This window comes from Deferrisoma camini S3R1, assembly GCF_000526155.1.
Taxonomy (GTDB): Bacteria; Desulfobacterota; Deferrisomatia; order Deferrisomatales; family Deferrisomataceae; genus Deferrisoma; species Deferrisoma camini.
Map to the genome: position 1 here is coordinate 354,683 of NZ_JAFN01000001.1, position 22,121 is coordinate 376,803.

General features: G+C 71.2%; 19 protein-coding genes, 1 tRNA gene and 1 other RNA gene. All 21 read left to right on the forward strand.

The window, feature by feature from the left end:
- The first annotated feature begins 41 nt into the window (after positions 1–41).
- The 21 genes from DEFCA_RS0101550 to DEFCA_RS0101650 all read left to right on the forward strand — a co-directional run bounded on the left by DEFCA_RS0101550 (position 42) and on the right by DEFCA_RS0101650 (position 22,038).
- Entirely contained in the window at positions 42–806 is a 765-nt protein-coding gene (locus DEFCA_RS0101550; protein WP_025321293.1) for a lysophospholipid acyltransferase family protein, read from the forward strand.
- Positions 803–2,578: a fatty acyl-AMP ligase gene (locus DEFCA_RS0101555; RefSeq protein ID WP_025321294.1), complete on the forward strand. Its 1,776-nt coding sequence runs from the start codon at positions 803–805 to the stop codon at positions 2,576–2,578. The genes DEFCA_RS0101550 and DEFCA_RS0101555 overlap by 4 nt, the downstream gene beginning before the upstream one ends.
- Before the next feature lie 185 nt (positions 2,579–2,763).
- On the forward strand, positions 2,764–3,849 hold the full coding sequence (locus DEFCA_RS0101560; RefSeq protein WP_025321295.1) for an inositol-3-phosphate synthase: 1,086 nt from the start codon (positions 2,764–2,766) through the stop codon (positions 3,847–3,849).
- The gene (locus DEFCA_RS18965) at positions 3,849–4,478 is read left to right on the forward strand and encodes a CDP-alcohol phosphatidyltransferase family protein (RefSeq protein WP_025321296.1); all 630 of its coding nucleotides are present in this window, start codon (positions 3,849–3,851) and stop codon (positions 4,476–4,478) included. The genes DEFCA_RS0101560 and DEFCA_RS18965 overlap by 1 nt, the downstream gene beginning before the upstream one ends.
- Position 4,479: 1 nt before the next feature.
- Complete coding sequence (locus tag DEFCA_RS0101570) at positions 4,480–5,286, forward strand: MBL fold metallo-hydrolase (protein ID WP_025321297.1); 807 nt, start codon at positions 4,480–4,482, stop codon at positions 5,284–5,286.
- Positions 5,287–5,427: 141 nt separating this feature from the next.
- On the forward strand, positions 5,428–6,732 hold the full coding sequence (gene purB / locus DEFCA_RS0101575) for an adenylosuccinate lyase (RefSeq protein ID WP_025321298.1): 1,305 nt from the start codon (positions 5,428–5,430) through the stop codon (positions 6,730–6,732).
- Positions 6,733–6,781: 49 nt separating this feature from the next.
- Positions 6,782–9,778 (forward strand): AIR synthase-related protein, encoded by a 2,997-nt coding sequence (locus DEFCA_RS0101580; protein WP_025321299.1) that lies wholly within the window; start codon positions 6,782–6,784, stop codon positions 9,776–9,778.
- Between the two features lie 200 nt (positions 9,779–9,978).
- Positions 9,979–10,791 (forward strand): phosphoribosylformylglycinamidine synthase subunit PurQ, encoded by an 813-nt coding sequence (locus tag DEFCA_RS0101585; protein WP_025321300.1) that lies wholly within the window; start codon positions 9,979–9,981, stop codon positions 10,789–10,791.
- 232 nt (positions 10,792–11,023) lie between these two features.
- A complete protein-coding gene (purF, locus tag DEFCA_RS0101590) occupies positions 11,024–12,397 on the forward strand; it encodes an amidophosphoribosyltransferase (protein WP_025321301.1) in 1,374 nt (457 codons plus the stop codon).
- A gap of 56 nt (positions 12,398–12,453) precedes the next feature.
- Positions 12,454–13,017 carry an orotate phosphoribosyltransferase gene (gene pyrE / locus DEFCA_RS0101595; RefSeq protein ID WP_025321302.1) on the forward strand — a complete coding sequence of 188 codons (564 nt, stop codon included), beginning with the start codon at positions 12,454–12,456 and terminating at the stop codon, positions 13,015–13,017.
- 262 nt (positions 13,018–13,279) lie between these two features.
- Positions 13,280–13,879 (forward strand): hypothetical protein, encoded by a 600-nt coding sequence (locus DEFCA_RS0101600; RefSeq protein ID WP_169709402.1) that lies wholly within the window; start codon positions 13,280–13,282, stop codon positions 13,877–13,879.
- A gap of 346 nt (positions 13,880–14,225) precedes the next feature.
- Entirely contained in the window at positions 14,226–14,576 is a 351-nt protein-coding gene (locus DEFCA_RS0101605; protein ID WP_025321304.1) for a histidine triad nucleotide-binding protein, read from the forward strand.
- An 84-nt stretch (positions 14,577–14,660) separates the two neighbouring features.
- Positions 14,661–14,737: transfer RNA gene (locus tag DEFCA_RS0101610), tRNA-Ile, on the forward strand.
- A gap of 62 nt (positions 14,738–14,799) precedes the next feature.
- A complete protein-coding gene (locus DEFCA_RS0101615) occupies positions 14,800–15,603 on the forward strand; it encodes a Nif3-like dinuclear metal center hexameric protein (RefSeq protein ID WP_025321305.1) in 804 nt (267 codons plus the stop codon).
- A 93-nt stretch (positions 15,604–15,696) separates the two neighbouring features.
- Entirely contained in the window at positions 15,697–16,431 is a 735-nt protein-coding gene (locus tag DEFCA_RS0101620; protein ID WP_025321306.1) for a zinc ribbon domain-containing protein, read from the forward strand.
- Positions 16,432–16,661: 230 nt separating this feature from the next.
- Positions 16,662–17,036: RNase P RNA component class A (gene rnpB, locus DEFCA_RS21165), an RNA gene on the forward strand.
- Between the two features lie 412 nt (positions 17,037–17,448).
- Positions 17,449–17,985: a peroxiredoxin family protein gene (locus DEFCA_RS0101625; RefSeq protein WP_025321307.1), complete on the forward strand. Its 537-nt coding sequence runs from the start codon at positions 17,449–17,451 to the stop codon at positions 17,983–17,985.
- A gap of 6 nt (positions 17,986–17,991) precedes the next feature.
- Positions 17,992–18,570 carry a TlpA disulfide reductase family protein gene (locus DEFCA_RS0101630; RefSeq protein WP_025321308.1) on the forward strand — a complete coding sequence of 193 codons (579 nt, stop codon included), beginning with the start codon at positions 17,992–17,994 and terminating at the stop codon, positions 18,568–18,570.
- Entirely contained in the window at positions 18,567–19,664 is a 1,098-nt protein-coding gene (locus DEFCA_RS20130; protein ID WP_169709403.1) for a multiheme c-type cytochrome, read from the forward strand. The genes DEFCA_RS0101630 and DEFCA_RS20130 overlap by 4 nt, the downstream gene beginning before the upstream one ends.
- A gap of 47 nt (positions 19,665–19,711) precedes the next feature.
- Positions 19,712–20,275, forward strand: coding sequence for a peroxiredoxin family protein (locus tag DEFCA_RS0101645; RefSeq protein ID WP_025321309.1), 564 nt, complete (start codon positions 19,712–19,714; stop codon positions 20,273–20,275).
- 35 nt (positions 20,276–20,310) lie between these two features.
- On the forward strand, positions 20,311–22,038 hold the full coding sequence (locus tag DEFCA_RS0101650; RefSeq protein ID WP_084318623.1) for a HEAT repeat domain-containing protein: 1,728 nt from the start codon (positions 20,311–20,313) through the stop codon (positions 22,036–22,038).
- The last annotated feature ends 83 nt before the right edge of the window (positions 22,039–22,121 follow it).

Sequence of the window (22,121 nt, forward strand, 5' to 3'; positions counted from 1 at the left end):
GGGCAGCGGATCGGGTGCACCGGATGAGGAGGGTGGGCACCATGGGATGGAGGCGCACCGCCGGAATCGTCGCCGCCGCCCTGGCCTCACCGGTGTTCGGTCTGTGGGCCCGGTGGGGCGGGTGGCGCCGGGCGATGCCGGCGTGGGCCCGGTTCTGCGCCGCGGCGCTGGCCCTCCGGGTCGACCGGAGGGGGCCGGCGCCGCCGCCGGCCGGGCTGGTGGCCGCGAACCACGTGGGCTACCTGGACATCCTGTGCCTGGCGGCGACGGTGCCGGGCCGGTTCGTGGCCAAGGACGAGATCCATGGGTGGGCCCTGTTCGGAGCCCTGGCCCGGTGCGGGGGGACGGTGTTCCTCGACCGGGACCGGCCCCGGGACTGCCTGCCCTGGGTGGACGAGCTGACCCGGCTGTTGGCCGGGGGGGAGCGGGTCGTCCTGTTCCCCGAGGCCGGGGTCTCGGCCGACGGGAAGACCCTGGGAACGTTTCGGCCCATGCTGTTCGAGGCGGCCATGCGCACGGGTGCGCCCGTGATCCCGGTGGCGGTGCGCTACCTGGAGCCCCCCGACCCGCGGGTGTGGGCGTGGATCGACGAGCCGGACCTGTGGCGGCACATGCGGACCCGACTGGTCCCCGCGGGCCCGATCCGGGCCGAGGTGCGGGTGGCTCCGCCCCTGGACCCGGCCCGGTTCCCCGACCGAAAGGCCCTGGCCGCGGCCGCCCGGCAGACGGTGGCGGAGATGTGGCGGGGCGAGACGGCTGGGCCGAAGGCCCCAGACCGACCACCGACGACCGAAGGACCCCCATGACCGACGCCCGCTTTCCTGACGAACTGGCCGGGGCGGCCACCCTTCAGCAGGTGCTGGACGAGCGGGTCCGGCGCCAGGGCGGTGAGGTGTGGTTGACCTTGTATGCCAAGGACCGGGTGGGTTGTCGCCTCACCTACGCCGACCTTCGGGAGGGGGCCGGCCGGTGGGCGGCCCTCCTGGCCCGGGAGGGGGTGGGGCCGGGGAGCGCCGTGCTCCTGATCCTTCCCACGGAGCGGGCGTTCTACGAGGCCTACTGGGGCATCCTCCTGGCGGGGGGGGTGCCGGTGCCGGCCTACCCGCCGGTGCGCATGGGGCGTCTGGAGGAGTACCTGGACGGCCTGGCCCGGGTGGCCTCGACCGCAGGGGTTCGGCACCTGGTGACCAACGGTCTGATCCGGCCCCTGGTCCGACCCGTGGAGGACCGCATCGGCGAGAAGGTGCGGTTCCTGACCCCGGGCGACGCGTCCGCCGCGGGCGACGGACCCCGGTTGGCGGTCCGGCCCGACGACCTGGCCCTGCTCCAGTTCACCTCGGGGTCCACGGGGGCCCAGAAGGGCGTGATGCTGACCCACGCCAACCTCTTGGCCAACCTCCGGGCCATCGCCCACGGAATCCGGCCCGGGCCGGGCGACGTGGCGGTGTCGTGGCTGCCGCTCTACCACGACATGGGGTTGATCGGGCTCATGCTGGGCTCCCTGTACTTCGGCATCCCCTTGGTGGCGTGCTCGCCCATCGACTTCCTGCGGCGGCCGGTGCGGTGGCTGCGCATGTTGTCCGACCACGGGGGCACCCTCACGGCCGGGCCGAACTTCGCCTACAGCCTGGTGGCCCGCAAGGTCCGGGACGCGGATCTCGCCGGCCTGGACCTGTCGGCGCTAAGGGTGGCCCTGTGCGGGGCCGAGCCGATCCACCCCTCCACCGTGGAGGCGTTCACCCGCCGGTTCCAGGCCGTGGGGCTTCGGCCGGAGGCGTTCTTCCCGGCCTACGGCCTGGCGGAGAACACCCTGGCGGTGTCCTTCTCCGACCTGGGCCGTCCCCCACGGCTGCAGGCGGTGCGTGCCGACCGGCTCGAGGCCGAGGGCCGGGCCGAGCCGTGCCCGCGGGGGGACGGTGCCAGGGTGCTGGTGAGCGTGGGGCGGCCGCTGCCCACGGTGGATGTGGCGGTGGTGGACGAGGCCGACCGCCCCGTGCCCGAGGGCGTGCGGGGCGAGATCGTGGTGCGGGGCCCGTCCGTCATGAAGGGGTATTACGGAAACCCCGAGGCCACGGCAGACACCCTCCGGGGCGGGTGGCTCCACACCGGTGACTTGGGGTTCTTCCTGGACGGGCACCTCTATGTGTCGGGCCGGAAGAAGGACCTGGTGATCAAGGCCGGCCGGAACTACTTCGCCGAGGACCTGGAGGCCGCCGCCGCCCGGATCGAGGGGGTGAAGCCCGGCGGGGTGTGCGCCTTCTCCGTGGAGCGGGAGGACCGGGGCACCGAGGAGGTGGTCCTGGTGGTGGAGACCCGGGACCCCCACCCGCGGGAGGGTCTGGCCGACGAGGTGCGGGCGGCCGTGGCCTCCGCCACGGGGTGCCGCCCCGACCGGGTGGTCGTGGTGCCCGCCCGGACCCTGCCCAAGACCTCGTCGGGCAAGCTCCAGCGCTTCCGGGCCCGTGCATGGTACCTGGACGGCACCCTGACCCGCCGGGGCGGAGAGCGCCGCACCACGGGTCTGGGGGCGTACCTGCTGGCGTGGGGCCGGGACGTGGTGCAGCGGCTTCGGCGTTGACACGGCGCAGGGCCGCAAAGTAGATTCCAGCGTTCCGTGCCTGCGCCGGGCCGGGGTTTCCTTTCCCCCCGGTCGGCGTCCCGGTCCGCCGCCGCGGCCGGCCGGGCCCGGTGGCCCGGGGGACGCCGCGGGGCGGTCCGTCGGATCAGCCGCTTGTCGGTGTTCATTGGCGAGAGGGGTTCCCAATGGGTGAGATCCGTGTGGCCATCGTGGGGGTGGGCAACTGCGCGGCGGCCCTCCTCCAGGGGATCGAGTACTACCGCCGGAACCCGGCCGAGTCGATGGGGCTCATGCACCCTGTGGTGGGGGGGTACCGGCCGTGGGACATCCGGGTGGTGGCGGCCTTCGACGTGGACGAACGCAAGGTGGGGCGGCCGGTGGAGCGGGCCATCCTGGCCCCGCCCAACTGCATCCGGCCCATCTGCCCCGACCTGCCGCCGACCGGGGTGACGGTCCAGATGGGGCCCGTGCTCGACGGGGTGGCCCCCCACATGGCCGACCATCCGGCCGACCGGGCGTTCCGGATCGCCCGGGCCGAGCCCGTGGACGTGGCCCGGGTGCTCCGGGAGACCGGGGCGGAGATCCTGGTGAACTACCTGCCGGTGGGCAGCGAGGAGGCGGCCCGGCACTACGCCCGGTGCTGCCTCGAGGCCGGGGTGTCGTTCGTGAACTGCATGCCCGTGTTCATCGTGTCGGACCCCGAGTGGGGGGAGCGGTTCCGGCAGGAGGGCATCCCGTGCGTGGGGGACGACGTCAAGAGCCAGGTGGGGGCCACGGTGGTCCACCGGGTGCTCGCCCGGCTCATGGCGGAGCGGGGCGCCGTGCTGGAACGCACCTACCAGCTCAACACCGGCGGCAACACGGACTTCCTGAACATGCTGGAGCGGGACCGGCTCCGGTCGAAGAAGATCTCCAAGACCGAGGCGGTCCAGTCGGTGCTGCCCGAGCCGCTGCCCAGCGAGAACATCCACATCGGCCCCTCGGACTACGTGGCCTGGCAGAACGACAACAAGGTGTGCTTCCTGCGGATGGAGGCCCGGGGGTTCGGCGGCGCGCCCATCGAGATCGAGGCCCGGCTGTCCGTGCAGGACTCCCCCAACTCCGGGGGCGTGGCCGTGGACGCGATCCGGGTGTGCAAAGTGGCCCGGGACCGGGGCGACGCGGGTCCGCTGCTCGCCATCTCGGCGTACACGATGAAGCACCCCCCCCAGCAGATGCCCGAGCCCGAGGCCCGCGCCCGGATCGAGGCATACCTGGCCCAGGGCCGGTGATGCTGGCCGGAGGCCCGGCGGAGCGGGCGTTCCGGGGCGTGCTCCAGGCCCTGGTCGTGGGGCCCCTGACGCGTCGGGGCGTGTCCCCGGACACGCTGACCGGGGCCGGGCTGGTCCTGTCGGCCGTGGCTGGGGGGCTCGCCTGGGCCTGGCCCGTGGCGGCCGGGGTCACGGTGTTGGTGGGGGGCGTGATGGACGCCCTGGACGGTTCCCTGGCCCGGGCCGCCGGCAAGGCGACCCGGGCCGGCGCATTTCTGGACTCCACCCTGGATCGATACGGCGAGTTCCTGGTGCTTGCGGGTCTGTGGCTGCGCGCCTCGGCCACGGATCACCCCCTGGCGGCCGGCGCGTTCGCCCTGGCCGCGGTCCAGGGGGCGCTGATGGTCAGCTATGCCCGGGCCCGGGCCGAGGGGCTGGGGCATCCGCTGCGGGGGGGATGGTTCGAGCGGCCGGAGCGGGTGCTCCTGATGGCCCTGGGGCTCCTGGCGAGCCCGTGGGAGGGGGCGTTGGGGCTGGGGCGGGGCGGGGCGGCCCTGGCCACCCTGGCCGTGCTGGCCGCGGGGGCCAACGCCACGGCCCTGGACCGGATCCGGCGGGGCCGCCGGGCCCTGCGGGCGGGGGAGGGGTAGCGTGGAGTTCTGCGCCCTCGCCAGCGGCAGCCGTGGCAACGCGGTGTACGTGGGGGCCGGCGGCCGGGGCGTGCTGGTGGACGCCGGCCTCCCGGGCCGGGAGATCGAGCGGCGCCTCGCCGCGGCCGGCCTGGAGGACCGGCGGATCGAGGCCGTGGTGGTCACCCACGAGCACCGGGATCACCTGGCGGGGGTGGGGGTGTGGTGCCGCCGGTTCCGGGTGCCCGCCTGGATGACCCCGGCCTGCCGAGAGGCTGCGGAGGCGGTGCTCGGGCCGGGGGCCCTGCGGGGGGTGGAGGTCCGGGAGTTCGCCCCGGGCGAGTCGTTCGAGGTGGCGGGGCTGGAGGTGCTGGCCGTGCCGGGGTGCCACGACGCGGCCGACCCCGTGGCCCTGCGGGTCTCGGACGGCGCCTCGGCCCTGGGGCTCGCCACGGACCTGGGGTTCGTGCCCCAGGCGGTGCGCCACGCCCTGGAGGGGTGCGACGGCCTGTACCTGGAGTCGAACCACGACGAGGAGCGGCTGTTCAACGGCCCCTACCCGTGGTTCCTGAAGCAGCGCATCCGGTCGCGCCACGGCCACCTGAGCAACGGCGACTGCGCCCGCCTGGTGGACGAGGTGCTCCACCCCGGCCTGCGGGCCGTGGTGCTGGGCCACCTGTCCGAGACGAACAACGAACCGCACCTGGCCTACGGATGCACCCGCGAGGTGCTGGCCACCCGCGGGGCCCGGGACGACGTGCTGCTGCTGGTGGCCCGCCAGGACCGCCCCGGCCGGGTGGTGGACCTCGGCCGGCGGGGAAGAGGCTAGAGACTAGAGACTAGAAACTAGAAACTGGGGTTTTGGGGGCTTGCCTCCCAGCCTCCTAGCTTTCCAGCGGGCCGAAGGCCCCAGACCGACGACCGTAGACCGACGACCGTGGACCGTAGACCGTAGACCGGAGTTCCCCCCATGATCCCTCGCTACACCCGGCCCGAGATGGCCGCCGTATGGTCCGACGAGAACCGGTTCCGCAAGTGGCTCGACGTGGAGATCTACGCCTGCGAGGCGTGGAACCGCCTGGGCCGGATCCCGGACGAGGATCTGCGGCAGATCCGGGAGAAGGCCGCGTTCGAGGTGGACCGGATCGCCGAGATCGAGGCCGAGGTCAAGCACGACGTGATCGCGTTCCTGACCAACGTGGCCGAGCACGTGGGTCCCCCGTCCCGCTACATCCACATGGGCATGACCTCGTCCGACGTGCTCGACACGGCCCTGGCGATGCTGTGCGTCGAGGCCACCGACCGGATCCTGGCCCAGGCCGAGCGGCTGTGCCGGGTGCTCCGGCGCCGGGCCCACGAGTTCAAACGGGTGCCCCAGATGGGCCGGTCCCACGGCATCCACGCCGAGCCGATCACCTTCGGGCTGAAGCTCGCTCTTTGGTACGACGAGATGACCCGCAACCTGGATCGGCTCCGCCGCGCCCGCGAGATCATCGCCGTGGGCAAGATCTCGGGGGCCGTGGGCACCTTTGCCAACGTGGACCCGTTCGTGGAGGAGTACGTGTGCGAGCGGGCGGGCCTGCGGCCGGCGCGGGGCTCGACCCAGGTGGTCAGCCGGGACCACCACGCCGAGTTCTTCAGCATGCTGGCCCTGGTGGGCGCCAGCATCGAGAAGTTCAGCGTGGAGATCCGGCACCTGCAGCGCACCGAGGTGCTGGAGGCCGAGGAGTACTTCTCGGCGGGCCAGAAGGGCTCGTCGGCCATGCCCCACAAGCGCAATCCCATCGCCACCGAGAACCTCACCGGCTGCGCCCGGCTCCTGCGCTCGTACGCCCAGGCCGCCCTGGAAAACGTGGCCCTGTGGCACGAGCGCGACATCTCCCACTCCAGCGTCGAGCGGGTCATCGCGCCCGACGCCACCACCCTGCTCCACTACATGCTGCACCGGTTCACAAACGTGATCGAGAACCTCGTCGTGTACCCCGAGAGGATGGAGCGGAACCTGAACCTCACCGGCGGGCTCATCTACAGCCAGCGGGTGCTCCTGAAGCTGGTGGAGAAGGGGGTCCGCCGAGAGGACGCCTACCGCATGGTCCAGCGCAACGCCATGAGGGTGTGGGAGGAGGGCGCCGACTACAAGGCGCTGCTGCGCCAGGACCCGGACGTGGGCCGGCTTTTGTCGGCCGAGGAGATCGACGAGGCGTTCGACATCGGCTACCATCTCAAGCACGTGGACACGATCTTCCAGCGGATCTTCGGGGAGGACGATTCGTAGCTTTCCGGGGGGGCCGAAGGCCCCAGACCGACGACCGGAGACCGATTCAATGGCGCATCGAGTGGAGGTGGGGATCCGGCCCGAGTTCCGGGATCCCCGGGGAGAGGGGGTGGCGCGGGAGGTGCGGGAGTTCCTGCACCTGCCCGTGGAAGAGGTCCGCACCCTGGACGTGTACACCCTGGACCTGGGGCTGGGAGACGACGACCTCGCCGCCGTGGGCGACGCCCTGGTGGACCCCGTGATCCAGGAGTGGACCCTGGGCGAGCCCTACGGCCCCCGGGGGTTCCCGGGGTTCCACTGGGCCGTGGAGGTGGGGTTCCTGCCGGGCGTCACCGACAACGTGGGCCGCACGGCCAAGGAGGCGGTGGAGATGCGCCTCGGCCGCGGGTTCTCCCACGACCGTCAGGTGTACACCGCGGTCCAGTACCTGATCCGGGGCGAGGCGCTGACCCGCGACCAGGTGGAGCGGCTGGCCCGCGATCTCCTGGCCAACGAGCTGATCCACCGGTGGCGGGTGCTCTCGGCGGCGGAGTTCGCACGGGCCGGCGGGTTCCCCGCCGAGGTGCCGCGGGTGCGGGGCGGCGGCGGGGGCCGGGTCGGGGCCGTGGATCTGGAGATCCCGGACGAGGCGCTGCTGGCCCTGTCCCGGCAGCGGCTGCTGGCCCTGTCCCTGGACGAGATGCGGGCGATCCGCGACCACTACCGCGACCCGGCGGTCCGCCGCCTCCGGAAGGACCTGGGGTTGCCGGCCGGGCCCACCGACGTGGAGCTGGAGTGTTTGGCCCAGACCTGGTCGGAGCACTGCAAGCACAAGATCTTCAACGCCACCATCGAGTACCACGACGAGACCGGCACCCGCCGGACCATCCGGAGCCTGTTCAAGACCTACATCGTGGGGGCCACGGAGCGGGTGCGCCGGGGCAAGGGGGACCGGGACTTCTGCCTGTCGGTGTTCAAGGACAACGCCGGGGTGATCGCGTTCAACCAGGACTGGAGCCTGTGCTTCAAGGTGGAGACCCACAACTCGCCCTCGGCCCTCGATCCTTACGGCGGGGCGCTCACCGGCATCGTGGGGGTGAACCGTGACCCCATGGGCACCGGCATGGGGGCCCGGCTCATCTTCAACGTGGACACCTTCTGTTTCGCCGACCCGTTCCTCGAGGGCGAGCTGCCCCCTCGGCTCCTGCACCCCCGGCGCATTTACGAGGGCGTGGTGCGAGGGGTGGAGCACGGCGGCAACAAGAGCGGGATCCCCACCGTAAACGGGTGCGTGGTGTTCGACGACCGGTACCTGGGCAAGCCCCTGGTGTACTGCGGCACCGCCGGCCTGATCCCCCGGGAGGTGGCCGGCCGGCCCGGCCACGAGAAGGCCGCCCGGCCGGGGGACCGCATCGTGATGGTGGGGGGCCGCATCGGCAAGGACGGCATCCACGGCGCCACGTTCTCGTCCGAGGAGCTCCACGAGGGGAGCCCGGCCACCGCCGTGCAGCTAGGCGACCCGATCACCCAGAAGCGGCTCTACGACTTCCTGCAGATCGCCCGAGACCGGGGCCTGTACAGCTCGATCACCGACAACGGGGCCGGGGGGCTGTCCTCCAGCGTGGGGGAGATGGCCGAGCAGTCGGGCGGCGCCCGACTGGACCTGGGGCGGGCCCCCCTGAAGTACCCCGGCCTGGACCCCTGGGAGATCCTGGTGTCCGAGTCCCAGGAACGGATGACCCTGGCCGTGCCCCCCGAGAACGTGGAGGCGTTCCTGGGCCTGGCCCGGGAGATGCGGGTGGAGGCCACGGACCTGGGGGAGTTCACCGACGAGGGCGCGTTCCACGTGCTCCACGACGGCCGCACCGTGGCGTACCTGCCCCTCGGGTTCCTGCACGAAGGCCTGCCCGAGATGCGGCTTCGGGCCCGCTGGGAGAAGCCGGTGCACCCCGAGCCCACGTTCCCTTGCCCCGGCGACCTGACCGACGAGCTCACGGGGTTGCTGGGTCGGCTGAACGTCTGCTCCAAGGAGTCGATCGTCCGCAAGTACGACCACGAGGTCCAGGGCGGCAGCGTGGTGAAGCCGTTCGTGGGGGTGGTGAACGACGGCCCTTCGGACGCCGCCGTCGTCCGTCCGGTGCTCGAGAGCTTCGAGGGGGTGGTCACGGCCAACGGGATCGTGCCCCGGTACAGCGACATCGACACCTACGCCATGGCCGCGGCCGCGGTGGACGAGGCCGTGCGAAACGCCTTGTGCGTGGGGGCGAGCCTGGACCACCTGGCGGCGCTGGACAACTTCTGCTGGTGCGACCCGGTGGCGAGCGAGAAGAACCCCGACGGGGAGTACAAGCTGGCCCAGCTGGTCCGGGCCAACGAGGCCCTGTACGACCTCACGGTGGCCTACGGCATCCCGCTCATCTCGGGCAAGGACTCCATGAAGAACGACTACGTGCACGGGGACCTCAAGATCTCCATCCCCCCGACCCTGCTCGTGAGCGTGATCGGCCGAATCGAGGACGTGCGCCGCTGCGTCACCATGGACGCCAAGCGGCCCGGCGACCGGGTGTACGTGCTGGGGATCACCCGGCCTGAGCTGGGGGGGTCGGAGTACTGGGCCGCCCACGGCTTCGTGGGGAACCGGGTGCCCCGGGTCCGGCCCGAGGAGACCCTGCCCCTGTACCGAGGCCTGGAGAACGCCATCCGCCGGGGCTGGGTGGCGTCGTGCCACGACTGCTCGGACGGCGGGCTGGCCGTGGCCCTGGCGGAGACGGCGTTCTCCGGGGGGCTCGGGATCGAGGCCGACCTGTCCGGCGTGCCCATGGACCGGGTGGAGCGGGACGACGAGCTGCTGTTCAGCGAGTCGCCCGGCCGGTTTGTGGTTACGGTGCGGCCCGAGCACGCCGGGGCGTTCGAGGAGGCGCTGGCCGGCACCGCGTTCGCTCCGGTGGGCACGGTGACGGCCGACCCGGTGCTGGTGCTGCGTGGGATCGACGGCCGGCCGGTGGTGAACGCCCGGATCGACGAGCTCAAGCGGGCCTGGCAGGCCCCCCTGGCCGCCCTGGGATGACTTCCGCTTGAAGGCTAGGAGGCTAGGAGGCTAGGAGGCTTGAAAACCTCCCGGATTCCCATACGTTCTAGGAATCACCGGGCCTCTTTGCCTCCACCCCACGGTCCGGGGGGTATGGTCTAGTCTCTAGTTTCTAGTCTCTAGTCTCTAGACGGCCCCGCAGGGGCCCGACGATGCTTCCCTCCCCGAGGTTTGACGCGATGCCCAAGGTGAAGGCCCTGGTGCTGACCGGAAACGGCACCAACTGCGAACGCGAGATGGCCCATGCGTGCCGGCTGGCCGGTGCCGAGGCCACCGTGGTGCACACGGCCGAGGTGTTCGCCGGCCGGGTGCGGCTGGCGGACTACGACTTCCTGAACCTCCCCGGCGGGTTCCTGGACGGCGACGACCTGGGCGCGGCCAAGGCCGGGGCGGTTCGGTTCCGGTACGGCCGGGTGCGGGACAACGGGACCCACCGGTTCTTCGACGACCTCATGGCCTTCGTGGCGGCCGGCAAGCTGGTGCTGGGCGTGTGCAACGGGTTCCAGCTCCTGGTGAAGCTCGGTCTCCTTCCGGCCTTGGGCGAGAGGTACGGCGAGCCCACCGCGAGCCTCACCCACAACGATTCGGGTCGGTTCGAGGACCGGTGGGTCTACCTGCGGGTCGATCCGGCGACCCCGTGCGTGTTCACCCGGGGCCTGGACAGGCTGTACTACCCGGTGCGCCACGGCGAGGGAAAGTTCGTGACCGGATCGCCCCGGGTCCTGGCCGAGATGGAGTCGGCAGGGCTCGTGGCGCTCCGGTACACCGACCCCCAGGGCAATCCCACCCAGGCCTACCCCTGGAACCCCAACGGCAGCCCCGCCGCCGTGGCCGGGGTGTGCGACCCGACCGGCCGGGTGTTCGGGCTGATGCCCCACCCCGAGGCGTTCCTCCACCGGACCAACCACCCCCGGTGGACCCGGGAGGACCTGCCCGAGGAGGGCCAGGGCCTGGCGCTGTTCCGCAACGCCGTGGAGTACTTGAGAGGCTAGAGTCGTGTTCCGGAAATTTCGCGGTTATCCCAGCAGGGGGTGGGGCTGGGGGCCCCTCCTTCGCTGAACGGCCTCGCAGGTGCCGCCTCGGCGCGGTCCGCTGCGGCGCGTGAGGGCACGCGCCGCAGCCGCACCGCTCGCGCCGGGCGGCCCTAGCTGCTCGGCCGTCGCGCTTCGTCGGAGCCCCCAGCCCCACCCAACAACCAACAACCGAGGACCAACGACCGATCCCATGGACAAACACTGGCACGACCACTGCGGGGTGTTCGGCATCTACAACCACCCCGAGGCTGCGAACCTCACCTACCTGGGGCTCCACGCCCTCCAGCACCGGGGCCAGGAGAGCGCCGGCATCGCCGTGGCCGAGGGCGACGGCATGCGGTTCCACCTGGGCATGGGGCTGGTGCACGATATCTTCGACGAGCCCACCCTCGAACGGCTCCGGGGCGTGCACGCCATCGGGCATGTGCGCTACTCCACCGCCGGGTCGAGCGAGCTCAAGAACGCCCAGCCGTTCGTGGTGGAAACGGTCCACGGCTCGATCGCGTTCGCCCACAACGGCAACCTGGTCAACGCCGAGGCCCTCAGGCTCCGGCTGGAGGAGGAGGGCAGCATCTTCCGGGGCAGCTCCGACACGGAGGTGATCGCCCACCTCTACGCCCGCAGTCGCAAGGAGAAGCTGGTGGACCGGCTGGTGGACGCCCTGGGCCAGGTGGAAGGGGCGTACAGCCTGCTCGTGCTGATCGAGAAGCGGCTCATCGCGGTGCGCGACCCCCACGGGTTCCGGCCGCTGATCCTGGGCAAGGTCAAGGACTCGTACGTGGTGGCTTCGGAGACCTGCGCCCTGGACCTGATCGGCGGCGAGTACCTGCGCGAGGTGGAGCCGGGGGAGCTGGTGATGATCAGCGCCAAGGGTCTGGAGAGCCTCCGGCCGTTCGACCCCGTGCCGCCCCGGCGGTGCGTGTTCGAGCACATCTACTTCGCCCGGCCCGACTCGGTGGTGTTCGGCCAGTCGGTCTACCGGGTGCGTACCGCCCTGGGCCGGGAGCTGGCCCGGGAGCACCCGGTGGAGGCGGACGTGGTGATCCCGGTGCCCGACTCGGGCATCGTGGCCGCCCTGGGCTACAGCGAGGCCTCGGGGATCCCGTTCGGCATGGGGCTGATCCGGAACCACTACGTGGGCCGGACCTTCATCGAGCCGGAGCAGTCGATCCGGCACTTCGGGGTGCGTCTCAAGCTCAATGCGGTGCGGGGCGTGCTCCAGGGCAAGCGGGTGGTGGTGGTGGACGACTCGATCGTGCGGGGCACCACGAGCCAGAAGATCGTGAAGATGATCCGGGAGGCTGGTGCCCGGGAGGTGCACATGCGGATCTCCTCGCCGCCCACCACCTACCCCTGCTACTTCGGCATCGACACGCCCACCCGCACCGAGCTCATCGCGGCCAACCACACGGTGGACGAGATCAACCGGTTCCTGACCTCGGACTCCCTGGGGTACCTGAGCCACGAGGGGCTGCGGCGGGCCACCAAAGGAGACGGGTACGAGTTCTGCGACGCCTGCTTCACCGGCGCCTACCCGGTGGGCAGTTGCTGCGACGAATGCTAGAAACTGAAGACTAGAGACTAGAGACTGGGGCCTCGGCCCAAAGAAAAGGACCCGGAATGACCGAAGACATGCAAGCCCTGTGGCAGGAGCTGCTCTCCCTGGTGCGCGACAAGAGCTACGAGCGCCGCCGGGTGGTGCTGGCCTCGGGTCGTGAGAGCGACTTCTACGTGGACGGCAAGCAGACCGCACTCCACCCCCGGGGGGCGTACCTGATCGGCCGCCTGTTCTTCGACCGCCTCCGGGGGTTCGGCGAGGTGGAGGGGGTGGGGGGCATGACCTTGGGGGCCGACCCCCTGGCCACCGCCACCAGTCTGGTCTCCCAGCTCCAGGGGCGGCCCGTGCCGGCGTTCATCGTTCGCAAGGAGCCCAAGGGCCACGGCACCCGGCGGTGGATCGAGGGGGGCAAGAACCTGCGGCCCGGGGCGCGGGTGGTGGTGCTGGAGGACGTGGTGACCACCGGCGGGTCGAGCCTTCGGGCGATCGAACGGATCGAGGAGGAAGGGTATGCCGTGCTCGGCGTTCTGGCCCTGGTGGATCGCGAGGAGGGGGGAAGGCAGGCCATCGAGTCCCGGGGGTACCGGTTCGAGGCCCTGTTCACCAAGGCCGACGTGGTGGGCTGAGGTTTCGTTGGTACCCCGGCGGATAAACGGGTTCCATCGCTCCCTGCTCGGAGGGGCAAGGGACCTGTCGGAGAGCCGGGCGCGGCCCCTTGGCTCGCCGCGCAGCGCCTCTGACGCTCGGACCGCGAAACGGTTCGGATTGCACCGAGTTGTCGGGAAATCAGCTCTTCGGTCCTGTGCCTGCGCGGCGAATCGCAATGCCCGGCTTCGCGCCCGGCCGGAGGCGGGCCCCTTGCCCCGCCCCGCGAGATTGCGTGCCCGTTTGGGCACAGTGCTTGCGGCGCTGGTGGTCCTGGCCGCCTGCGCGCCGGCCCGGCGGGGGGTGTTCCTGACCCGGGACTTCGCAGACCCGGCCACGGCCTATGGCCGGGCACTCCGGGAGCATACCCGGAGCGCGGAGCTGTACAGCGGGTTCGACACCGTGGCCAAGGCCTGGGCCACCTGGCGCTCGCCCGCCCTGCGGGAGGCCCTGGTGGCCACCACGGCCGCGCGCTACCGTCTGGGGCCCGGCGAGGCCGAGCGGATGCGGGCCGAGGAGCTTCGGGCCGCGCGGTTGGCGTGGGAGTTCCACGTGGCGATCTACACCCCCTCTCCGGACACCAACGACCTGGAGAAGCCCGACACCCTGTGGCGGGCCGTGCTCGAGCTGCCCGACGGATCCCGGGGGGAGCCCGTGCAGGTGGTGGCCCTGCCCAAGAACGACAAGAGCCGGGTCGAGTACCCCTACGTGAGCCCCTGGACCCGGGAGTACACCCTGATCTTCCCCAAGACCGTCGAGCCGGGGCCCGATGCCCGCCCCGTGCTGTGGCTCACCGGGCCCTACGGCACCCTGCGGTTCGACTTCGGGCCTTCGGACCGGTAGGCCGTTTGTCGGGCGTCGTAAGTCGTTCGTCGCCCCGGTTCCCCGGGCAGCCCCTATCCCCCGCGGACCGTGGGGTGACACCAGCAGAGGCGAGGTGATGCTTAGAAGCTCCATCAGGCCGCTGCGGGGCCCTGCAACGGGGAAGGTAACGTTGCCTGATCCGGGGGGCAGAGCCGGCGGCGGGGCATGGGGTTCAGGAGCCAGAATGAAACCCATGCCCCCCGAGACCATGAGGTGACCCCAAAGAGGCGCGGTCATGCTTGGAACGGCTGGAAAGCAGTGAGGTTTTCAAGCCTCCGTCCCAGCCTCCCAGCTTTCTAGCCCTCGAGAGAGAGGAGGTGTTCCCGTGGCTGAGTGCATCTTCTGCAAGATCGTGTCGGGGGAGATCCCGGCCGACAAGGTGTGGGAGGACGACCACGCGGTGGCGTTTCGGGACATCCGTCCCATCGCGCCGGTGCACGTGCTCATCGTGCCCCGGGCCCACCGGGAGAGCTTCGCCGACCTGACCGCCGAGGACGCCCCGTTCCTGGCGAGCCTGGCCCGGGCGATCGGGGAGATCGCCGAGAAGGAGGGGGTGGCCCGGAGCGGCTACCGGCTGATCAGCAACACCGGGCCCGATGCCGGACAGGAGGTGTTCCATCTCCACGTGCACCTGCTGGGCGGCCGTCCCCTGGGCCCCATGTTGAAGAAGGCCTGACCGGGGAGCCGGGCGGGCGCTCGGCCGCATGCTATTCGCATTTGACACCGAGCCCGCTCTCGCCGATAATTCACGGTTTCCGAAGGGCCCATAGCTCAGTTGGTCAGAGCAGCCGGCTCATAACCGGCCGGTCCCTGGTTCGAATCCAGGTGGGCCCACCACTCGCGGGACAACCCATGGGGAGTTCGTTGGAACCGACGGCGATGCCGGGGGGAGGACGCGCGTGTCGCTGACCGTCTCCGAGATCGCCAGGGCGATGGAATCGGTGGCGCCCCTGTCCCTGGCCGAACCCTGGGATCGGCCGGGTCTGCAGCTGGGTGACCCCCGCGCCCGGGTCCGGACCGTGCTGGTGGCCCTCGACCCCTCCCCTGCGGCCGTGGCCGCGGCCCTGAGCCAAAAGGCCGAGCTCCTCCTCACCCACCACCCCCTCTTCCTCGAACCCCTTGCCTGCATCGACCTCTCGACCCCCCTGGGCCGGAAGATCCACGACCTGCTGACGGCAGGGGTGGCGGTGTACTGCGCCCACACCAACCTGGACCGAGCCGTGGGCGGGGTGAACGACCGGTTGGCCGCGAAGTTGGGGCTGGTGGAGGTGGAGCCGCTGCCCGAGCCCGGCAAGGACGGGCCGAGCCTGGGGCGGGTAGGGCGGTTGCCGGATCCGATGCCCCTGGCGGAGTTCGCCCGGGAGGCGGCAGGCCGCCTCTCGGCCCCCACCGCCCGGGTGGTGGGCGACCCGTTGCGCCGGGTGGCGCGGGTGGCGGTGTGCGGGGGCAGTGGGGCGTCGCTGTGGCGGGCCGCCCAGGCGGCCGGGGCCCAGGTGCTGGTCACGGGCGACGTGCGTCACCACGCCGCCCTCGACGCCCGGGAGGCGGGGATGGCCCTGGTGGACGTGGGCCACGCCGTGGGCGAGCGAAGCGCCGTGGAGGCGCTGGCCGAGGCGGTGCAAGCCGTTCCGCAAGGGGAACAAGGGGGGGTGAAGGTGGTGGTGCTGGAGGAAGACGAACCCTGGAGCCCGGTCCGAACCTGAAGAAGGGGACCGGGCTCCGGTTTCTCTGCGGTTTTCTCCGAGGGCCCGGCAGGCAGCCGGGCCGCAGTCCCAAAGAACCAGAAGGAGGCGACGTTGGAGACCGGACAGCAGGACGTGTTGACGCTATTGGAACGGCTGCAGCAGGTGGCGGACGAGATCGACCGGCTGACCGCCCGCCGCAAGGAGGCGGAGGAGGCCCGGGCCCGGGCCGAGGAGGACCTGCGGGAGACCCAGCAGAACCTCGACGCCTACCGCGAGCGGGCCCACGCCCTCGACATCGAGCGCCGCAAGCGGGAGCTGGCGATCAAGGACGGCAAGGAGCGGATCCAGCGGATCAAGTCGCGGATGGGCGATGTCAAGACGAGCCGCGAGTACCAGGCGGTGCTGGCCGAGATGAGCTCCGCGAAGCAGACCGTGGCCCAGGAAGAGCAGGCCCTGGAGCGGGACGTGGAGGAGCTCGAGGCCGTGCGGGTGGACATGGAGCGGATCGAGACCCGGGTGCGGGATCTCGAAGGCGCCCTGGCGGAGGCGGAGCAGCGTCTCAACTCGGTGATGGAGGAGACCGAGCAGGCCATGGCCGGGCACCGGGCCGAGGAGCAGAGGATCCTCGGCGACCTGCCCCAGGACGTGGTGGACCGGTACCGCCTCATCCGCTCGCGGCGGGGGGGGCTCGCGGTGGTCGAGGCCCGTGACGAGGCGTGCACGGCCTGCTACATGCGGATTCCTCCCCAGATGTACATCGAGATCATCCGGCGCACGCGGGTGCTCCAATGCCCCAACTGCCACCGGATCCTGGTGCCCCCGCGGGAAACGCCCGAGGCGGGGTGAGGCTTCGGTAACCGCGGAACCGAAGCTCGGGTATCTATTACCTCGGCGACGAACATGGGGGCATTCTCGGGGTCCGAACGCCGGAGGCGCTGCGCGGCGATCCAAGGGGCCGCGCCCGGCTCTCCGGCAGGTCCCTTGCCCCTCCGATCGGGGGAAGAGGGCGCCCAACGAACCGCCGGGTCAACATTCAAGTCCGTTCGATTTCCCGCCGAAAGAAGACGGGTGCGGCAGCGAGAGGGCGGGCGGCCGCCCCGGGGCACGGCCCCCGGGGAGGAAAGTCCGGGCTCCACAGGGCAGGGTGCTGGATAACGTCCAGTCGGGGCAACCCGAAGGAAAGTGCCACAGAGAACAGACCGCCCGGCCCTCAGCCGTGCTGGGGACCGGGTAAGGGTGAAACGGTGAGGTAAGAGCTCACCAGCGGTCCGGGCAACCGGGCCGGCTCGGTAAACCCCACCCGGAGCAAGGCCAAATAGGGGAGCGCAACGAGGGTGGCCCGCCCCAAGCTCCCGGGTAGGCCGCTGGAGGCCCGGGGAGACCCGGGTCCCAGAGGAATGGTCGCCGCCCCGAAAGGGGTACAGAACCCGGCTTACAGCCCTCCCGCCCGCACCCGTTTCCATGTAACTCCGGTCGTTGGTCGTTGGTCGTTGGTCGTTGGTCGGCGGTCTGCGGTCAACGGTCGTCGGTCTGGGGCCTTCGGCCAGCTAGGCGGCCGGGCGGCTCTCGAACCGCGCCAAAGCTAGGGGGGCATGGGAATCAGGGGTCAGAGGACAGACGTCAGTGGACGGGCCGTGGGTCCCGCGACGTCGCCTTGGCCACAGTGCCTTTGCCCTTTTTCTGGCTTCTGTCCCCTGAACTCTGGCTCCTGAACCGCAGGTCCCTTGCCCCGCCCTCGGCTGGGTATCCTTTGGTATGAGGGGGGCTTCCAAGTTTCCCCCGACGCGTACCTCGTTGACGGGGGCTGAGGGGGACCCCTACAATTCGTGCGCTTCGTCACTTTTCCGGAAAGGGGAGTTGCCAATGAGGCAGGTGCGCAGATGGGCCTGGGTCGTGGTGGGACTGGTGCTCTTCGCGGCGGCGGCCGTCCAGGCGGGCGAGGAGGCGGACGAGTGGGTGGGCAAGCCGGCCCCCGCCTTCGACCTGTCCGACCTGGACGGCAATCCGTACCGGCTGGCCGACCTGAGGGGCAAGGTGGTGTGGCTCAACTTCTGGGGGTTGCGGTGCGGGCCGTGCATCCGGGAGCTGCCCGAGCTCCAGAAGCTCTGGCAGAAGTACCGGGGCCAGGGGCTGGTGCTTCTGGCCGTGAACGCCGACGGGGTGGACGCCTCGTTCATCCGGCGACAGCTGGAGAGCCGTGAGGACCTCAAGGCCGCCGGGATCACCTTTCCGGTGACGCCGGATCCGGAGTTCGGCGTGATCGATGCCTACGGCCTGATGGGCGCCCCCCTGAACGTGATGATCGACAAGAAGGGGGTGATCCGGTTCCGGCACGAAGGGTACGAGGCCGGGGACGAGGCCACCTACGAAAAGACCCTCCGGGCCCTGCTGGCGGAGTAGCCGTCCATGGCGGCGGGGCTCCGGATCGCTGCGGTGGCGCCGCTCCTCCTGCTCCTTCTGGGGGCTGGATGCGCCGGGATGGGGGTGGAGGGTCCGGCGGTGCAGGTACCGGCCCCCCCACCCCCGGCCGACGGACACGTGGCCGTGGGCAAGGGGTACATCGACTTCGTGGGGCGGGACCTCGGGGGCAAGGAGGTCCGGCTCTCGGACCTGGTGGGCCGGAAGGTGGTGATCCTCCAGTTCTGGGGCATCCGGTGCAGCCCGTGCCTCGAGGAGATGCCGTTCCTGGCGGGGCTCCAGGAGCGCTACGGCCCCGAGGGCCTCCAGGTGCTCGGGGTCAATACCGACCGCACCGCGGCGGAGGCCCTGTCCCGCGCCATGGCGGAACGGAACCTGGCCCCCCCGTACCCGATCCTGGTGGATCCCGACCTGGCGATCTCCCAACACTACACGAAGTGGTTGATTCCGGTGACCGTGGTGATCGACCGGCGCGGCGTGGTGCGGGCGGTGCACACCGGGTTCAAGCGTGCGATGGCCCCGCGGTTCGAGGAAGAGGTGCGGGCGATCTTGAGGGAGAGCGGATGAGGCGTCTCGTTTGGGGGTTGATGTTCCTGCTGGTCGCCGGGCCGGCGGGTGCGGTGGATCTCGCGGGGTACGTGGGCAGCGCCCGGTGCGGGGAGTGCCACGCCGACAAGTACGAGGGGTGGAAGGAGACGTTCCACGCCACGGTGGTCCAGGACGCCCGGAAGAACCCCGACGTGATCCTGGGCGACTTCTCGGTGCCCAACCTGGGGTTCACCAAGGACGACGTGGACTACGTGATCGGCGGTCACTGGGACCAGCGGTACATGAAGAAGATCGGGGACGACTACTTCGTGCTGCCCAAGCTCTGGAGCATCCAGTCCCAGCAGTGGCGCCCCTACAACGTGTGGTCGTGGCGGAAGAAGCCCTACGGGAAGTTCTGCAAGGGCTGCCACGTGACCGGGTTCGACCCGGCCACCGGGGCCGTGGCCGAGCACCGGATCGGGTGCGAGGCCTGCCATGGGCCGGGCCGGGCCCACGCCGAGGCCGGGGGCGAGGGGCCGATCGTGCACCCGGGCAAGCTGCCCGAGGACCGGAGTGAGATGGTCTGCGCGGCGTGCCACGTGCGCGGCCGCGACCCGTCCGGAACCTACTACTTCCCGGTGGGGTTCCGGCCGGGCGAGGACCTGGGCCGGTACTACGTGCCCCTCGACAAACAGCCCGACGAGACGAACTCCCAGGCCATCCTGCGCAACTTCGCCAAGTGGAAGGAGGAGCGCAGCGGGAAGAACAAGGTGCGCTGCGACGTGTGCGGCATCTACGGCGCCGACAAGAAGCCCCGGAAGGAGGTGGAGGGGGCCATGTCGTTTTGCTTCGGCTGCCACGAGTTCAAGGACCGCTACGCCGAGCACACCCACCACCCCGACACGGCGAAGCTGGTGTGCTTCGACTGCCACGTCCAGCAGACCAAGGACCTGATGGCCCAGGAACAGGCGAAGCGGGACGTGCACTCCTACGGGTACTTTCTTGTGCACCCCGACAACTGCTATGATCGCCGGATCGAGCGGACCTGCCCCAAGTGCCACGGCGACCGGGGCCAGGAGTGGGCTCGCCGCACCGTGGAGCGGTGGCGGCGGCCCCTGGAGCTCGACCACTGACGCGGTCGGTAGAAAGACGAAAGCCCGGCACCGGAGGGAGGAACGAGATGTCGTTTTCGGCGGGGAAGAAAGCGATCATGGTGGGGGCGGCTCTGGTCGTGGCCTGGGCCGGCTTGGCCCGCGCCCAGGAAACCGCCATGCGGCTCCAGATCGGCGACAAGGCCCCCAACTTCACCCTGGAGGACTTCGCGACCGGAAAGCCGGTCTCCCTGGACCAGTTTCTGGGCCGCAAGGTGATCATGTTGGAGTTCTGGGCCACGTGGTGCGACATCTGCAAGGGCGAGATGCCCCGCCTGGAGCAGGAGTACCGCCAATACAAAGACAAGGGCTACCAGCTCCTGGCCATCACCCTGAGCCGCGGGGACAAGAAGGATCGGCAGAAGATCCGCACCCTGCGCGAGAAGTACAAGCTGACCTACCCCATGCTCATGGACACGGAGTTCGAGGTGGCCACCAAGATCTACGGGTTGTCCGGGCCGATCCCCCTCAAGGTGATCATCGACTGCCAGGGGGTGATCCGGTACGCCCACGTGGGGGACTACGCCGACGGCATCAGCGAGGTGCCGTTCGTGCTCGACGAGCTGTTGACCGATCCCGCCTGCAAACCCTAGCCGCAGCCCGAGAGGGGGGCAGGGGAGTCGGTTCCATGGGGTGGAGGTTCGTCTGCCGAGGCCCGGGGCGAAAGTGGTTTGCCCTGGGCCTCGTCTTGTGTACGGCGTGGAGCGCCGGCGCCGCCATGCGCACCCTGCCCCGGGGCCGCACCCAGGGGTCCGAGGCCGTCCGCCGGGCCGTGGCCGCGCCCACCGAGGACGGCCGCCTCGAGGCGTTGATCGGGGTGCTCGAGGGCGAGGACATCCCGGCCGCGCTCGAGGCCATGGAGCTGCTGTACCAGATGGGCCCCCGGGCCGTGCCCCGGCTGGTGTCGGAGATGCGGCGCACCCGCAACAACTGGCTCATCGGGGCCACCCTGGTCCGGATGGGGGCCGAGGCCGTGACGCCCCTGATCGAGATCCTCGAGGAGGCGGACGAGCCCACCACCATCGACTGCATCTACCTCCTCGGAGAGATCCAGGATCGCCGCGCCGTGCCCACCCTGATCCGGTACCTGGACGACCCCCGGGACGACGTGCGGCGGTACGCGGTCACCGCGCTGCTGCAGATCGGGGGCCCCCGGGCGGTGGAGGCCGTCCTGGGCCGGCTGGTCCGGGAGGACAAGGGGCTCTCCGGCATGATCGTGGAGGCCCTGCTCCGGTACGGCCGGGACAACGCCGAGCCCGTGATCCAGGCCCTCCAGAGCCCCGACCCCCGGGTGCGGGAGGAAGCGGCCTACCTGCTCGGCGGCCTGGGGGATCTGAGGGCCGTGGACCCCCTGGTGGGGGCCTTGGCCGACGAGGACCCGCGGGTCCGCAAGAACGCGGCGTTCTCCCTGGGCAAGCTGGCGGAGAACCTGGACGACGCCGCGTGGGTGGCGGACGCCCTCGCGGACAGGCTGGGCGACGACGACGAGCAGGTCGCCGAAACGGCCCGGGCGGCGCTGGTGCGGTTCGGGAAGACCGCGGTGGAGCGCCTGGTGGAGCTGTGCCGCACCGGGCCGCCCGCCGTCAAGGTGCGGGCGCTCAACGTCCTGCGCGACATCGGCGACCCCCGCGCCGAGAAGGTGATGATCGAGCTGCTCGACCATCCCGTGCGGGCCGTGCGGATCGCGGCCGTGGCGGGGCTGGTGGCCGTGGGCACGGCCCGGGCCGTGGAACCCCTGCTCCAGGCCCTGCGCGACGAGGACCTGAGGTGGTTCGCCGGCCTGGCCCTGGAGCGGGTGGGGGCGGAGAAGCCCGAGCTGTTCTTCTCCGCGAGCCCCAACGACCCCACCATGAGCCTTCGGTTCCAGATCCTCCAGCGCCTGGGCACGGCGGTGGTTCCGTTCCTGGAGGAGGAGCTGCGTGCCGACAACCCGGGCCGCAAGGCTGCCGCGTGCTGGGTGCTCGGCGAGATCGGGGACCCGGCGGCCGCGCCGGACCTGGCCGGGGTCCTCGACGACCCCCGGGTGGGGTGGCTCGCGGCGCGGGCCCTGGCCAAGCTGGGGGAGGCGGGCTGCAAGGCGCTGTTGGATGCCCTGGAGGCGGGCCGGGGCGAGCGGGCCGCCCTCCATGCGGTCGAGGGCCTGGCCCTGTGCGACACCGACGAGGCCTGGGACGCGGTGGAGGGGGCCGTGTCGGCCGGCCTCCCCCGGCAGGCCCGGGTGCGGGCCGCGGTGCTCGTGTCGCGCTACGGAGACCCGGTCCGGGTGGACCGGGTCCGCGAGTACCTGAACACCGAGGGCCAGGACCTGTGGCCGGAGGTCGAGGCGGCCCTCCGGGCCGAGAAACAGGTGAGGTAGGCTAGGAAGGCCGGGAGGCTGCTGTCAAAGCTTGGATGGGCGAGGGGCCGCCCCGCGTAGGAGCGACCTCCTGGTCACGTTCC